The organism is Methylobacillus sp. DLP286, assembly GCF_056636515.1.
Map to the genome: position 1 here is coordinate 173,454 of NZ_CM153145.1, position 13,697 is coordinate 187,150.

Here is a 13,697-nt window from a genome sequence, read left to right on the forward strand (position 1 = left end):
TTTTCAAAACATATTTGGGATTTATTCCCAATATTATTTGTGATTAATTCCCCTTCTTGAATTGAACCAATCCTTGGAAACTCTCAGCTGTCACTGGTTACAAATTTTTACAATTAAAGAAAACCGGTGATATTTATGGAGAAGTGCTGGAAAAACAATGCTATTCCAGCGTTCAAATAATACTGAGAGGGAATTCAAACGTGATTAAAAAACCAATGATGGGGATGGCGGCTTTGATCCTGACCATGCCAGCGTTCGCGGCAGAACAGGCAAGTCAACAAATCGCCGCTTCTGAGGCGAATGAGGAGAACATTGTCGCAGACAAGGTCAAGGTGACCGGCATTCTGCCAGATCGCTTGGAGGCGGTGCCTGGCTCTTTCAATGTGGTGGATGAAAAGGAATTGAAGGCTCGCCAGCCATTCAGCGTGCGCGAAGCATTAAACCAAACACCCGGGATTAATATTGTTGGTGAAGATGCCTTTGCGCTGGCGCCCAATATCGGCGTTCGCGGCCTGAATCCCCGCCGTACTTCACGTACTTTGCTTATGGAAGACGGCGTACCTTTGTTCCTGGCGCCTTACGGCGACCCATCAGCCCATTATTCCACACCGCTTGACCGTGTAAGCCGGATCGAAATAGTAAAAGGCTCCGGGCAGACCCTATACGGCCCTCAGACGGTCGGCGGCATGATCAACTTCGTGACCAAGCCGGTGCCAAAAGAGTTTCAGGCAAGCGTGATGGCGATTATCGGCAATAACAATTTCAGCGGCGGCCACGTCAATATCGGTACAGGCGGCGACTGGGGCGGCATCATGTTGGATGCGGTTAACCGGAAGGGTGATGGTATTCGCGACAACCATGATTTTGAGATCAATGAATTGACATTGAAAGGGCAGTTGAACCTGGATGACCGAAACACCTTGATTGCCAAAGTGGGCTGGTATGAAGAAAACTCAAGTATTTCTGAAACCGGTCTAGGGGCGGTGGAATATGCGGAGGATAAATACCAAGCACCGACCGGCAAGCAGGATTATTTTAACCATGAAAGAAAATCGTTGCAGTTGCAACATCTATTTCAAATCAACGATCAAGCCAAGCTTAGCACGCAGTTCTACTATGCTAAGTCCGAGCGCGCCTCTTTCCGTCAGATTAACGAGCCTGGAGAGTTGAACGGGCGTTCACAAATGGATCGCTGTTCAGGGGTGGTGGCAACGGAGGCGAATTCAGCCCAATGTGGCGGCCGCTGGAGACCTCGGGATTATGAATATTGGGGTATCGAGCCTCGTTTGGATTTTAGCCATAACCTGTTCGGGATTGCCAGTGATGCGGTGATCGGTTTCCGTTATCACAAGGAGGATATCCAGCGGGATCAGTGGCGCGACAGCAATCCGCTGGCGCAAAGCTTGGGTTGGGCCAGGGCCAATGGCAGCCACCGTGAAGATATTGCGATCAACGTCGAAGCGAAGTCCTATTATGCGCAGAATACATTTTATGTTGGCGATTGGTCTTTGACGCCGGGAATCCGGGTGGAAGATATCCGCATTGCGACTAATATCAAGCGTGCTGAAGGTGTGGCTCACAATAATCCCGAATCGGATCTGACGAATAGCCATACTAAAGTATTACCAGGATTCGGCGTCGCTTGGAATGGAATGGAAAATACGACAGTTTTTGCTGGGGTACATAAGGGGTTTGCGCCCCCTAGGCCAGATAGGGATGTCACAGTTGTAGAGGATGTGTCGGGTGATCCTGTTCCCAACTCAGCGGTTGCTCACAAAGTAAAGCCTGAGGAAAGCACTAATTGGGAGTTGGGTATTCGTTCCAATAACCTGAGAGGTATTGCATATGAAGCAACATTGTTCCATACGCAGTTTGACGAAATCGTGATCAGCAATGGCTTTGGTTCATTCAGAAATGGCGGCGAGTCCCACCATACTGGTATCGAGTTAGGCGGGCGTATTGATTTTGGCACTCTTTACAATACCGCCCATAACTTTTATATCAGCGGGGCTTATACTAACCTGTTTACCGCTAAGTTCAAGAAAACCAGCTTGGATGATGACATTCGCAGCGGAGACCGTCTTGCCTATGCGCCCAAGCATATCGCTTCGCTGAACTTCGGTTATGAGCATCCAGTCGGGTTCAATGCCCGCATCGGGGTGGATTATGTTAGCGAGCAGTATGAGGATGTGCCTTTCCGCGAGGGGCGCAGCGAATATGATGCGCTCAACGGAAAGAGCGGAAAGATTCCATCCTATACCTTGCTTAACGCTTCGGTCAGCTACCGTCCAGTGGGCAGCAAGGCTACCTTCTTCATCAGCGGGCATAACCTGGGTGACAAGGAGTATCTGGCAACTCGCGTCGATGGCATGCATGCAGGTCGCCAACGTCAGGTATTCGGCGGTGTCCGTTACGATTTCTAATCCTTAACCGCATCCTTCCTCCGGCTTTGTTGCTGGAGTAGTTGTACTGACGCCCCGTTATCGGGGCGTTTTTTTTGCATGGTAGGCATGACGGCGGCGGCGTTATAATCAAGGTTTGTAGTGATGTGCTGGCGTTGGCGAGCATGCATGAATAGGCAATCAAGTTGACTACCTTAGACAATACCTTGGAACAGCATACGCCGATGATGCGCCAGTATCTCGGCATCAAGGCGCAATACCCCGATATGCTGGTGTTCTACCGCATGGGGGATTTCTACGAATTATTCCATGACGATGCGGAGAAGGCATCGCGCTTGCTCGGCATTACGCTCACCAAGCGCGGGAGTTCCAATGGCGAGCCTATCCGCATGGCGGGCGTGCCTTATCATGCGGCGGAGCAATACCTGGCAAAACTTGCCAAGCTGGGGGAGGCCGTCGCCATTTGCGAACAGGTGGGCGACCCTGCCAAGAGCAAGGGGCCGGTGGAGCGGGAGGTCACGCGCATCCTGACGCCGGGCACGCTGACCGACGCGGCCTTGCTGGACGACACGCGCGACAACCTGCTGCTTGCCATTGTGCGTGGCGAGGGCGTATTGGGGATTGCCCGCATCAATCTTGCCTCGGGACGCTTTGTCCTGAGCGAAATAGCGCCGGGGCTGCTGGCGCAGGAGCTGGAGCGCATCAGCCCGGCTGAAATTCTGTATCCCGATGATTTTTCCCATGTCGCGCTGGAGCAGGTGAAATGCTCCAAGAAAAGGTTGGCACCTTGGCAGTTCGACCTGGATTCATCGGTCCAGACCCTGACCAAGCAGTTCAGCACCTACGACCTGGATGGCTTCGGCTGCGCCGATATGCAGGCGGCCATCATGGCGGCTGGCGCCTTGCTGGATTACGTCAAGCATACGCAGCGCACCAGCCTGCCGCATATCCAGGGGCTGACGGTAGAGCAGGGAGGCCAGTTCATCCAGCTGGATGCCGCGACGCGCCGCAACCTGGAAATCGACCAGACCTTGCGCGGGGAGCCGTCGCCGACATTGTATTCCTTGCTGAATACCACCGTGACGGCCATGGGCGCGCGCTTGCTGCGCAGCTGGCTGCATCATCCCCTGCAGCACCAGCCTGAAATCCAGGCGCGCCTGCAGGCGGTGACGGGCTTACAGGCGCAATATGATGGCTTGCGTCCATTATTGCGCAATGTCGGGGATATCGAGCGCATGACGGCGCGCGTTGCCCTGAAAACGGCGCGTCCTCGCGATTTGTCCGGCTTGCGCGATAGTTTGCAACAACTGCCGTTGTTGCAGCGTGTATTGCGTCCTGAAAGTTCGTTGTTGCTGCAAGCCTTGCAGCAACAGTTGGATGTCCCGCAAGCCGCGTTGGTGATGTTGCTGGCGGCCGTCAAGGACGAGCCTGCCGCCGTATTGCGCGAAGGCGGCGTGATTGCCGATGGTTTTGATGCCGAGCTGGATGAGTTGCGCGGCATCCAGAGCAATTGCGGCGAGTTCCTGCTCAAGTTCGAAGCGCAGGAGCGCGAACGCAGCGGCATCGGCAACCTCAAGGTGGAATACAACAGCGTACATGGCTTTTACATCGAGATCAGCCGTGCGCAATCCGAGAAGGTGCCCGCCGAATACCGCCGCCGCCAGACCCTGAAGAACGTCGAGCGCTATATCACGCCCGAACTGAAGACGTTCGAAGACAAGGTATTGTCCGCCAATGAGCGCGCCCTGGCACGTGAAAAAGTGCTGTTCGACGCATTGCTTGAAAACTTGCAGCCTGCGCTGACTGCCTTGCAACGTAATGCCGAAGCCGTGGCGCAATTGGATGTGCTGGCAACATTTGCCGAGCGTGCGGACGTGCTGAAATATGTCGCGCCCCAATTCAGCAATGATGCCGGCCTGGATATCGTGGACGGCCGCCATCCGGTAGTGGAGCAGTTGGCGCAGCCGTTCATCGCCAATAGCGTTTCCTTGTCGCCTTACCGCCAGTTATTGTTGATCACTGGCCCCAACATGGGCGGCAAGTCGACTTACATGCGGCAAACCGCGCTGATCGTGCTGCTCGCGCACTGTGGCTGTTTCGTTCCGGCGAAATCGGCGAAGATAGGCCCGATAGACCGGATTTTTACCCGCATCGGCGCTTCGGACGATTTGGCGGGAGGACGCTCCACCTTCATGGTGGAAATGACCGAGACCGCCAATATCCTGCACAATGCGACGGAACAGAGCCTGGTATTGCTGGATGAAATCGGGCGCGGCACCTCGACCTTTGACGGCTTGTCCCTGGCATGGGCGGTGGCCAGGCAACTGCTGGAGAAGAACCGCAGCTATACCTTGTTCGCCACGCACTATTTCGAGCTGACCAGGATTAGCGAAGAATTCAAGCATGCGGCCAATGTGCACTTGGATGCGGTCGAGCACGGCAACGGCATCGTGTTCCTGCATAACGTGGAAGAGGGGCCCGCAAGCCAGAGCTACGGGCTGCAGGTGGCGCAGTTGGCGGGCATCCCGCGTTCGGTGGTGAATGCCGCGAAGCGGAAGCTGGTGCAGCTTGAACAAAGCCAGGTGATGCAGCAATCCTCTTCCGGGCAAGGAGATATGTTTGTCGCGGTGGATAGTGCGCCGGAACCCGCCATGCACCCGGCGGTTTCCGAGCTTGAAAGCATCGATCCCGATGGCTTGACGCCAAGGCAGGCGCTGGATGTTTTGTACAAATTGAAAAAATTAATATAAATATCAGCAATAATTCGACATAGTTTTGAAACAACTCCCTGCCACAATGTGAACCGTAGTCCTTACCGGGACTGCGGTTTTGTCAATTTAGATATCCCAAAAGGAAAATATGGTTGTCGAGTATTTCATCAAGATAGTGATTCCGGTGGTGTTTGCATCATTTGTTGCCATGATCGGCTGGTTTGCCGGTGAAAAGCAGGGTGCGATGGTTGCCGGTGGAGCTTCCCTTGCCCTGTCGATTGGCTGGACCAGTTACAGCTGGTCATTGTCCATGAGGCAGTCGCGTATCAATGCGCGTTTGGCCAGACGCAAGCAGGCGCGTGCCAAGAAGGCGGTACGCAGCGTGTCTTGCGCATGATGTAAGTCAAGCGGCTTTTCTTTAAGCCGCACTGGATATGAAAAAGGCAGCCTGATGGCTGCCTTTTCTATTGGGCGTACAGCCCAGGTTCAGCTCATCGACGCCAACTAAGCCTAGTGATGGTGCCCACCTGCGCCATGCACGTGGCCGTGCTCTACTTCTTCCTTGCCCGCTTCGCGCACGGCGGTGACGGACGCCTTGAACAGCACGCGTTCGCCAGCCCAGGGATGGTTGCCGTCGACGATGACCTTGCCGTCTTCGATATTGGTCACGGTATACAGCACCACATCGCCGGTTTCGTCTTCGCCTTCAAATTGCATGCCGACCTTCAATTCTTCCGTAGGAAAAGCGGAAACAGGCTCTATTTGCACCAGCTCCTCGTCATAGTCGCCGAATGCGTCGGCCGGTTCCAAGGTCAGTTCGATGGAGTCGCCAACGGATTTGCCATGCAGTTCTTCTTCTACTCGCGGGAAAATATTGTCATATCCGCCGTGCAGGTAGCTGACGGGATCCTTGCTGGCCTCCAGAATATTCCCATCGCTATCGCGTAGTTCATAAGTGATGGTGACAACAGTGTTCATGGCGATCTGCATGAAAGATCCTTCTTTTAAAGTGATTTGATAAAGTTGAGTATTTCTGCGGCATGGCCTTTGGCCACCACCCCATATTGTGCCAAGCGTACCACTCCAGTCCGGTCGATGACAAATGTGGAGCGGACGATGCCCATTTTTTTGATGCCGTCCTTCTCTTTTTCCTGCCATACGCCATATTGGCTGCATACCTCGCCATCCTCATCGGATAGCAGTTGTACTGCCAGGCCATGCTTGTCGCGGAAGTTGGCGTGGCTCATGCAATCATCCCGGCTGATGCCGATCACGAAAGTGTCATGGCGCTTGAATTCGTCCTCCAGGTCGCTGAACTCAATGGCTTGCAATGTGCAACTGGGGGTGTTGTCCTTGGGATAGAAATAGAGCACCACATTGTGTCCGCGCAATGCGGAAAGGCTGATAGTCTCGATATCTGCATCTAGCAGGGAAAAGTCAGGGGCTGGCGTATTGGGCTGCAGCATGGCTTGCTTTGCAGTTGGGGATGACGGGAAAGATTCTAACCTAATTTCTTGGCAGCGTAAGCAATACGCTATCATGCGAACATGAAAAAAGAACAAATTTCACAAGAGATCCCGCTGACCTTGCTTGGCGGTTTGAGCGCAGAACAATTCCTCGCCGAATACTGGCAGAAAAAACCTCTGTTGATCCGCCAGGCCATTCCTGGCTTCCATGGATTGCTGAGCCCGGATGAGTTGGCAGGATTGGCTTGCGAGGAGGATGTGCAGTCTCGCCTGATTTCATTCAAGCGCGGGCGCTGGAGCGTGGAGAGTGGACCGTTCGACGAAAACCGCTTTGCCAAGCTGCCCGAGCGCGACTGGACCCTGCTGGTGCAAGGCGTCAACCATCATTTGCCGGAAGCGGCGGAATTGTTGCAGCAGTTCGCTTTCGTGCCTTACGCCAGGCTGGACGACCTCATGGTGAGCTTTGCGCCCGACCAGGGAGGCGTGGGGCCGCATTTCGATTCGTACGACGTGTTCCTGTTGCAGGGCGAAGGCGAGCGTTTGTGGCGGATCAGTGAGCAGCAGGACTTGAGCTTGGTCGAGGGCGCGCCGCTGCGTATCCTGCAAAATTTCAATACCGAGCAGGAATGGGTGTTAGAGCCAGGGGATATGCTGTATTTGCCGCCCCACGTCGCGCACTGGGGCATTGCAGCGGGCAATGCCATGACGTACTCCATCGGCTTCCGGGCGCCTTCGGCGCAGGAGCTCGCCAGCGAATTCCTCAATTACCTGCAGGACAAATTGCACGTGCCTGGGATGTATGCAGACCCGGAATTGCCGCTGCAGTCGCATCCGGCGGAGATTGGCACGCGGATGCTGGACAAGGTCAGCGCGATGCTGGAGCAGATCCGCTGGCAGCCCAATGATGTGTCCGATTTTCTCGGACGTTACCTTTCAGAGCCCAAACCGCATATCGTGTTTGATGAAAATGAGGCGCTGGGATTGAAGCAGTTTGTGCAACAACTCCCAAAGCACGGCATTGCATTGTCTGGCAAGAGCCAGATGTTGTTCCATGGAAACCAGTTCTTCATGAATGGCGAGCAGCTGGCGGCAGTGGTGCAGCATCAGCCGGTTCTGACGGCATTGGCGGATGGTCGCCGGCTTGAGGCTGCTTGCTTTGATTCCGCTATCCTGCAGGATGCTGCATTGATGCAGCAGCTATATGGCTGGTATCTGGCGGGTTATTTGCATTTCATGGAGTGATCGCGTAGCTTACGCAAAAGCAATATGCAAGGTGGAGTGATATCTCTCTACCGGAAGTGGCGTCACTGCCAGCCGTAAATTAGGAGTATGCATTGGCCAGGGATGAAATCATGCGTGCCTTGTTGATGACCATGTGTCTGGTTTGCTTGCCTGTCCAGGCGGCAGGGTTGGATTTTAAGATGATTACGCTGCAGCATCGTTTTCCGCAGGATATCCTGCCTGCGGTACAACAGCTAGTCGGCCCCGAAGGTTCGGTCACCGCGATAGACCATCACTTGGTCGTGCGCGCCACAGCCGACAAAATGGATGCGGTCGAGGCCTTGGTCGAAAGGTTGGATACCGTGCAACGCAATGTGCGGATCACGATCCGCCATGACGATTATGCCGCCCAGGATAATCGCTCAATGGGTGTTGACGGAAGCCTGCGGCACGGGGATGCCGAGATCGGCATCAATGATGCTTCCGGGCGCGACGGCTTGCGCTTCAACATGGATGACAGCCAGACTGCAAGCCGTCGCAGTGGGGAGCAGTTCCTGACGGTGCTGGATGGCGAGCGCGCTTTCATCCGGGTCGGGCAATCCGTGCCCTTTACTCAGCAGTGGGTATTGCTGACCGCGCAATATGCCAATGTACAGCAGACAACAGAATTCCATGACATCACGACTGGTTTTGCTGTCAGGCCCCGTTATATCGGTAATGAGGTCGAGGTGGAAATCACGCCGCGTATCGCGCGCCTTAATGCGATGGGTTTCATTGATTTCGAACAGTTGTCGACCATTGTCCGCGCCTCGCGGGGACAGTGGCTGGATATCGGCGGCGTCATGCAGGGGCGGGATGAGGTCAGCCGCGCCATTCTCTCGCAAAGCCAGTTTGCAGAAGGAAAAAACAGCCGCTTGCAAATCAAGGTTGATTGAGGGATTTGCCGCCTGTTTTTTTATTCGAAAAGTGGCAGAATATTGTGCTAAATAAGGCTGGTAGCCAAAAAACAGTGGTATTTTTTATCGGAAATGGTAGAATTTTTGGCACTCGGTTGGTTTAAAGGCTTACCGTAACTGGTTTTAAAATTTATTGTCTACACACATCTTTAAGGGATAAAAAATGACACGTTCCGCTCTGCTTGCCGCTCTGCTCGCACTTGCTTTGACTGCTTGTGGTCAAAAGGAAGAAGCACCTGCCGAAGCTCCTGCTGTTGAAGAAGCTGCTCCTGCTGTTGAAGAGGCGCCAGTCGAAGCTCCTGCAGAAGAAGCTGCTCCTGCTGTTGAAGAAGCTCCAGCTGAAGCTCCTGCAGAAGAAGCACCTGCTGAAGAAGCTAAGTAATTGACATGCTGGCTTCATGCCAGCTTCAATTATCTGGATCGAAAAGCCGGCAATGCCGGCTTTTTGTTTTTTAGTGCTCAGCTTTCCTTAAGTTCTTCTAAGATACTTGCTTCATTTGATTTGACGCCAGTCGAACCCTTCTTGCTGGCTGGCAATCCCGATCCAGTGTTCTTCACAGTTGAGAGTGCGGCTTAATGCATTATTGACCAAGGCTGGCTGGTTATTTTTTTCACTCAGGTGTGCAGCCACGATGTGCTGCAGCTTGCTGGTATCCAGTTTGCCCAGCAGGTTCGCTGCGCTTTCGTTGTCCAGGTGCCCCAGGCGTCCTCCCACGCGTTGTTTCAGGGAGCGAACGTAAGGGCCATTATGCAGCATGTCCAGGTCATGATTGCATTCGAGCACCAATGCGTCGCAGGCGTTGAGCGTGGCTTCGATATGCGGGGTCGATATGCCTGCATCGGTGAGCACGCCGAGCTTGTGTTTGCCGTCTTCAAAAGTGTATTGCACCGGTTCGCGTGCATCGTGCGGCACCGGGTAGGGCTGGACCTGCAAATCGCCGATGCCGAACGACTGGTGGCTGTCTATGATATGCAGGTCGAACCCGCGTTCCTTTGGCATAAGTCTCTGGCTCGTGACGTATGTGCCGTGGGTGAGCCACACCGGGATGCGATAGCGGTTGGCGAGCTTGAACACGCCGCTGGTGTGGTCGTCGTGCTCATGGGTGACGAGAATGCCGTCAATCTCTTCCGGCTGCAGGCCTAGCTTGGCGATGCGCCGAACTGCGTCGCGCAAGCCGAAGCCGCAATCCAGCAATAGGCGGGTGGCGCCTTGCTCGATGATCAGGCCGTTGCCTGCGCTGCCGCTGCCGAGTGAAGCGAATCGCATATCAGCAAGTGCTGATCAAGGGCGGTTGCCGTTTTAATGCAAACAATTCGACAACCGTCCTGAATGGGTTATTTGAGTTGCTCGAACAGCAGGTTGATGATGCGGTTTGCCGTGCTGGTGCGTTCGCGCTGGCCGTCCTTGTCTGTGATGGTGATCAGGGAGTTGCTATCCCCCGAGCTTTCCACCCTGACTTGGTACTGGGTGTCGCCGGACTTGCGCTTTTTGTTGCCGTCCTTGTCGGCCTTGTCGTTGCCCCAGAATTTCAGGGTCTCGAGCAAGCCTTTCTTTTCCTTTGGCAGTTCGTCAATATCGTTGTCCGTGTAGCGGACATAGAAAATGCCGCTGGAGCGGTCGCGATCCTCGACGACGAAGCCAATGCGGTCCAGCGCCAGCCCTACGCGGCGCCATGCGCGGTCGAACGCGTCATTGGTGCTGAGGCTGAGCGTGCCGTCGCCTTCCTTGTTGATGTTGGCGCGCAATTCAGGAGAGGCATTGGCTATGATGGTGCGGGATTTCTTCTCCTCGACGCCCAGGCGTACCATCAGTCTGCGTAACAGTTCCGCATCGATGTCTTCCGCGATGGCGCGGGACTCTTCGGCGCCAGTGCGCTTGGTCTTGGTGGGAGCGTAGCCCATTTCCACCTCGCCGGCGATGGTGCGCACCTTGACCTTGCCGTCGTCGGGCACGTTGCTGACGGCGCGATGGCTCATGTAGATTTCAGTCGTGCCTTGCTCTGCGCCATGGTCGATGCGGGTGCGGAATTTCTGGCGGTTTTGCAGGCTGTTCAGCTTGTCCAGCCAGCCCTGGAATTTCTCCAGGTAGGTCTTGTCGCCAGTATCCAGCGAACTGGGGTCGACCCATTCCGTTTCCATGACGCCGGTTTGCGGGTTTTCCACCTGGACGGCAAACCCAAGGTCGGTCCAGAATTCACGGATGACGGGCCAGACTTTTTCCGGCGCGGCGTTCACCACCAGCCAACGCTGCGCTCCCGCACGCTCCATGCGGACGCCGTCCGCATTCGGCAACACTTTATCCTGCTCGTTTTCTACCTGGCCGCTTTCATTCAACGACTGGCTGTAATCGGAATAATTGGTCGCGGCGCCGGGAATGGCGTAAGCGTCGCTGGCCGAGATATTGGTGAGGTCGGGCGGAACTTCCAGGGGGCGTGAGCGGCCTGCCGCCTTATAGTCCGAGCTGGTATCAATGAACGGAATGGAGCAACCGCTGACGGTAAGCAATGTAGCCAGTAAAACAGGTTTGATTGTGAATCGATTCATGGTTTCTCTTGACTGAATAACGGTGGCATCAAATGGCAGCTTGCTTCATGGCGCTGCGCAATGTGTCATGGAATTGGGATGATAGTGGCACGAGCGGCAGGCGAATGCCACCCTGGATCAGGCCCATCTGCTGCAACACCCATTTCACCGGGATCGGGTTGGCCTCGACGAACAGTTTCTGATGCAATGCGAACAGCTTGGCGTTGGCGCTGCGGGCGGCCTTGGTGTCGCCTGCCAGGGCCGCCGTACACATGTCGTGCATCAGCCTGGGGGCCGCATTCGCCGTCACCGAGATGACGCCGTGCCCGCCGAGTAACAACAGCGCCAGGCTGCTGGCGTCATCGCCGCTGTAGATTGCAAATCCTGCCGGTGCGCGCAGGATCAGGTCGGTGCCGCGCTCGATATTGCCCGTGGCGTCCTTAATGCCGACAATGTTCTTGATCGCGGCAAGGCGAAGCACGGTATCGTTTTGCAGGTCGCAGCCTGTGCGGCCGGGGACGTTATACAAAATCTGCGGAATGTCCACTGCCGCGGCAATCGCCTGGAAGTGCTGATACAGGCCTTCCTGTGTCGGCTTGTTGTAATAGGGGGTGACCAGCAGGCATGCATCTGCGCCTAGCTCTTTCGCCTTGCGGGTGAGGGCGATAGCCTCGCTGGTGGAGTTGGCGCCCGTACCGGCAATGACCGGGATACGGCCAGCACTATGCTCGACCGTGGTCTTGATCAGCAGGGCGTGTTCATCAAAGTCGACAGTGGGGGATTCGCCTGTTGTGCCCACCACCACGATGCCATCGGATTTCTGCTCGATATGGTAATCGATGAGTGAGCGTAACGCCTGGATATCCAGGCTGCCATCGTCGAGCATGGGGGTGACGATGGCAACGAGACTGCCTTGCAGCATGGTTATACGACCTGATAATGATTAAACCTGCCCATTTTAACTGAAACTGGGAGGATAATAATATGATTTTATGCCCTTTCATGGCTGTAAATCATTGTGAGGAAAGTGATCCGGGGCGAGGCGGAAATGTTAAGGGAGCATTATTTTCTTATAATACCCGCCAATGTTTCCAGAAATGACGGATCGATGAAGCCTGATGTAATGAACAAGCCGGCCATGGCTGCGGTGGCCGGCCTGTTTTCCATGTTGTCGCATGCCAATGACGCAGCGTTGAGCAGCGAGCAGCCTGCCATTCCCGAGCCCATGCTGTTTGATCTGGTGCGGCCGCTGGGTTCTCCCAAGGGTGAGCTGGAGGTGAACAATCTGGCGGAACACTCGCTACGTAATGGCGATATCCAGTGGGCGCCGGAAATTGAATATGCGTTTGCCGACGGTTACGCGCTCGAGATCGAGCTGCCGTTCGAGAATTCCTCTCTATCGACTTACAAGCTGGCGTTGCAGGGGACGCTGGATTCTCCCGCGAGCGAGCGGATGATTCATGGTTGGCAGGTGATTGCCAAGCGCAAGGCGCATGAGAATACGTATTCTGCAGACGCTTTGTATTTGCATGGATACCGTATGAGTCCTAAGTGGAGCACGTTCAATATGCTGGGTGTGCGGCGCACCGAACTGGGCAGCGACGGCAGGAACGTGGTGCTTTCGAACAACAGCCTGTTTTACAGCTACTCCAGCCGGCTCGTGCTGGGGCTGGAGGTGAACAATGAGATCGACCACCGCATGAAATGGCGTTATCGCATCACTCCCCAGTTGCACTACAACTTCGACAAGCACCGCACTTTGCAGTTTGGCATCGGGCCTTCGCGTCTAGGCGACGACATGAAGACCGAGTGGCTGGCGTCATGGCGGCTGATTTATGCTTTTTGATGCTAATGACCGCCAGGTGGAAGCATATCCATCATGCTGGTCACGATGAGGTCGGTCCGGGCAAAGCGGTGATGGCCGCCGCCGGGCAGGATCAGCTTGGCCTTGCCGGAGAAATTGGCGACGCTCTCCATGTAGGGAATCAATTCATCGCCTTGTTCGTGTAGTACGGTTACCCTGCCGGGCTTTCCGCTCAGGCGGTAAGCGGCATATTTTGCCAAATGGGCTTTGGTCAGCCAGCCTTGCTCCTGCGAGTAGAAATTTTCCACTTTGCCGACGTAGCGCTGCAAGCTCAACTCAGGGTGCATGCAAGGATTGATCAACAGGCAGGGTTGGCGATAGCGGCATGCGAATTGGTAAGCCCAGAAACCGCCGAGCGATGAGCCCGTGAGCAAGACGCCTTGGGCCAGCAACGGCAGGATGGCCTGTTCGAGCTGAATGTAGGAAATATCAGGATCCCAGCTGTTGTACTCAGGAATGACGGCCTGGGGAAAGTGTTGCCGCAGCAGCGAGGATTTTTCACTTGCCGGGCTGGAGTTGAAGCCCGGCAAATAAAGAATGTTCAAGCGCATACT

Annotated in this window: 13 protein-coding genes; 7 read left to right on the plus strand and 6 right to left on the minus strand. The window is 55.0% G+C overall.

The genetic code is table 11. The annotated features are described in order from the left end of the window. Positions 1-200 precede the first annotated feature (200 nt). From ACWXTG_RS00825 to ACWXTG_RS00835, 3 genes are all read left to right on the plus strand, one after another. Complete coding sequence (locus ACWXTG_RS00825; RefSeq protein WP_309564764.1) at positions 201-2,423, plus strand: TonB-dependent receptor family protein; 2,223 nt, start codon at positions 201-203, stop codon at positions 2,421-2,423. 203 nt (positions 2,424-2,626) lie between these two features. After that, positions 2,627-5,152, plus strand: a complete 2,526-nt coding sequence (mutS, locus tag ACWXTG_RS00830) for a DNA mismatch repair protein MutS (RefSeq protein ID WP_480221251.1) — start codon at positions 2,627-2,629, stop codon at positions 5,150-5,152. A 109-nt stretch (positions 5,153-5,261) separates the two neighbouring features. Further along, positions 5,262-5,510: a hypothetical protein gene (locus ACWXTG_RS00835; RefSeq protein ID WP_309564765.1), complete on the plus strand. Its 249-nt coding sequence runs from the start codon at positions 5,262-5,264 to the stop codon at positions 5,508-5,510. A gap of 113 nt (positions 5,511-5,623) precedes the next feature. Here the strand turns inward: ACWXTG_RS00835 and ACWXTG_RS00840 are convergent, their stop codons facing one another. Both ACWXTG_RS00840 and ACWXTG_RS00845 read right to left on the minus strand, forming a co-directional pair. Next, entirely contained in the window at positions 5,624-6,103 is a 480-nt protein-coding gene (locus ACWXTG_RS00840; RefSeq protein WP_309564766.1) for an FKBP-type peptidyl-prolyl cis-trans isomerase, read from the minus strand. Between the two features lie 14 nt (positions 6,104-6,117). Beyond that, positions 6,118-6,579: a peroxiredoxin gene (locus ACWXTG_RS00845; protein WP_309564767.1), complete on the minus strand. Its 462-nt coding sequence runs from the start codon at positions 6,577-6,579 to the stop codon at positions 6,118-6,120. Positions 6,580-6,660: 81 nt separating this feature from the next. On the opposite strand from ACWXTG_RS00845, the gene ACWXTG_RS00850 reads away from it, so the two are divergent. From ACWXTG_RS00850 to ACWXTG_RS00860, 3 genes are all read left to right on the plus strand, one after another. After that, positions 6,661-7,821, plus strand: a complete 1,161-nt coding sequence (locus ACWXTG_RS00850; RefSeq protein ID WP_309564768.1) for a JmjC domain-containing protein — start codon at positions 6,661-6,663, stop codon at positions 7,819-7,821. A gap of 179 nt (positions 7,822-8,000) precedes the next feature. After that, on the plus strand, positions 8,001-8,735 hold the full coding sequence (locus ACWXTG_RS00855; RefSeq protein WP_480220383.1) for a secretin N-terminal domain-containing protein: 735 nt from the start codon (positions 8,001-8,003) through the stop codon (positions 8,733-8,735). A gap of 184 nt (positions 8,736-8,919) precedes the next feature. Continuing rightward, positions 8,920-9,138, plus strand: coding sequence for a hypothetical protein (locus tag ACWXTG_RS00860; RefSeq protein WP_309564770.1), 219 nt, complete (start codon positions 8,920-8,922; stop codon positions 9,136-9,138). A 111-nt stretch (positions 9,139-9,249) separates the two neighbouring features. Here ACWXTG_RS00860 and ACWXTG_RS00865 read toward each other — a convergent pair whose 3' ends face one another. From ACWXTG_RS00865 to dapA, 3 genes are all read right to left on the minus strand, one after another. Beyond that, the gene (locus ACWXTG_RS00865; RefSeq protein ID WP_309564771.1) at positions 9,250-10,023 is read right to left on the minus strand and encodes an MBL fold metallo-hydrolase; all 774 of its coding nucleotides are present in this window, start codon (positions 10,021-10,023) and stop codon (positions 9,250-9,252) included. Between the two features lie 68 nt (positions 10,024-10,091). Continuing rightward, positions 10,092-11,300, minus strand: coding sequence for an outer membrane protein assembly factor BamC (bamC, locus tag ACWXTG_RS00870; RefSeq protein ID WP_309564772.1), 1,209 nt, complete (start codon positions 11,298-11,300; stop codon positions 10,092-10,094). Positions 11,301-11,328: 28 nt separating this feature from the next. Next, positions 11,329-12,201 carry a 4-hydroxy-tetrahydrodipicolinate synthase gene (gene dapA / locus ACWXTG_RS00875; RefSeq protein WP_309564773.1) on the minus strand — a complete coding sequence of 291 codons (873 nt, stop codon included), beginning with the start codon at positions 12,199-12,201 and terminating at the stop codon, positions 11,329-11,331. Between the two features lie 186 nt (positions 12,202-12,387). On the opposite strand from dapA, the gene ACWXTG_RS00880 reads away from it, so the two are divergent. Further along, a complete protein-coding gene (locus ACWXTG_RS00880) occupies positions 12,388-13,125 on the plus strand; it encodes a hypothetical protein (protein WP_309564774.1) in 738 nt (245 codons plus the stop codon). 2 nt (positions 13,126-13,127) lie between these two features. On the opposite strand, the gene ACWXTG_RS00885 is transcribed toward ACWXTG_RS00880, so the two are convergent. Then, entirely contained in the window at positions 13,128-13,694 is a 567-nt protein-coding gene (locus ACWXTG_RS00885) for a YqiA/YcfP family alpha/beta fold hydrolase (protein ID WP_405029481.1), read from the minus strand. Positions 13,695-13,697: the final 3 nt, after the last annotated feature.

What these genes read in the sequence shown, in the direction of transcription:
- mutS (WP_480221251.1), top strand. Translation starts at nt 2,627, where the DNA reads ATGATGCGCCAGTATCTCGGCATCAAGGCGCAATACCCCGATATGCTG.
- ACWXTG_RS00835 (WP_309564765.1), top strand. Translation starts at nt 5,262, where the DNA reads ATGGTTGTCGAGTATTTCATCAAGATAGTGATTCCGGTGGTGTTTGCA.
- ACWXTG_RS00840 (WP_309564766.1), bottom strand. Translation starts at nt 6,103, where the DNA reads ATGCAGATCGCCATGAACACTGTTGTCACCATCACTTATGAACTACGC.
- ACWXTG_RS00845 (WP_309564767.1), bottom strand. Translation starts at nt 6,579, where the DNA reads ATGCTGCAGCCCAATACGCCAGCCCCTGACTTTTCCCTGCTAGATGCA.
- ACWXTG_RS00850 (WP_309564768.1), top strand. Translation starts at nt 6,661, where the DNA reads ATGAAAAAAGAACAAATTTCACAAGAGATCCCGCTGACCTTGCTTGGC.
- ACWXTG_RS00855 (WP_480220383.1), top strand. Translation starts at nt 8,001, where the DNA reads ATGATTACGCTGCAGCATCGTTTTCCGCAGGATATCCTGCCTGCGGTA.
- ACWXTG_RS00860 (WP_309564770.1), top strand. Translation starts at nt 8,920, where the DNA reads ATGACACGTTCCGCTCTGCTTGCCGCTCTGCTCGCACTTGCTTTGACT.
- ACWXTG_RS00865 (WP_309564771.1), bottom strand. Translation starts at nt 10,023, where the DNA reads ATGCGATTCGCTTCACTCGGCAGCGGCAGCGCAGGCAACGGCCTGATC.
- bamC (WP_309564772.1), bottom strand. Translation starts at nt 11,300, where the DNA reads ATGAATCGATTCACAATCAAACCTGTTTTACTGGCTACATTGCTTACC.
- dapA (WP_309564773.1), bottom strand. Translation starts at nt 12,201, where the DNA reads ATGCTGCAAGGCAGTCTCGTTGCCATCGTCACCCCCATGCTCGACGAT.
- ACWXTG_RS00880 (WP_309564774.1), top strand. Translation starts at nt 12,388, where the DNA reads ATGAAGCCTGATGTAATGAACAAGCCGGCCATGGCTGCGGTGGCCGGC.
- ACWXTG_RS00885 (WP_405029481.1), bottom strand. Translation starts at nt 13,694, where the DNA reads ATGCGCTTGAACATTCTTTATTTGCCGGGCTTCAACTCCAGCCCGGCA.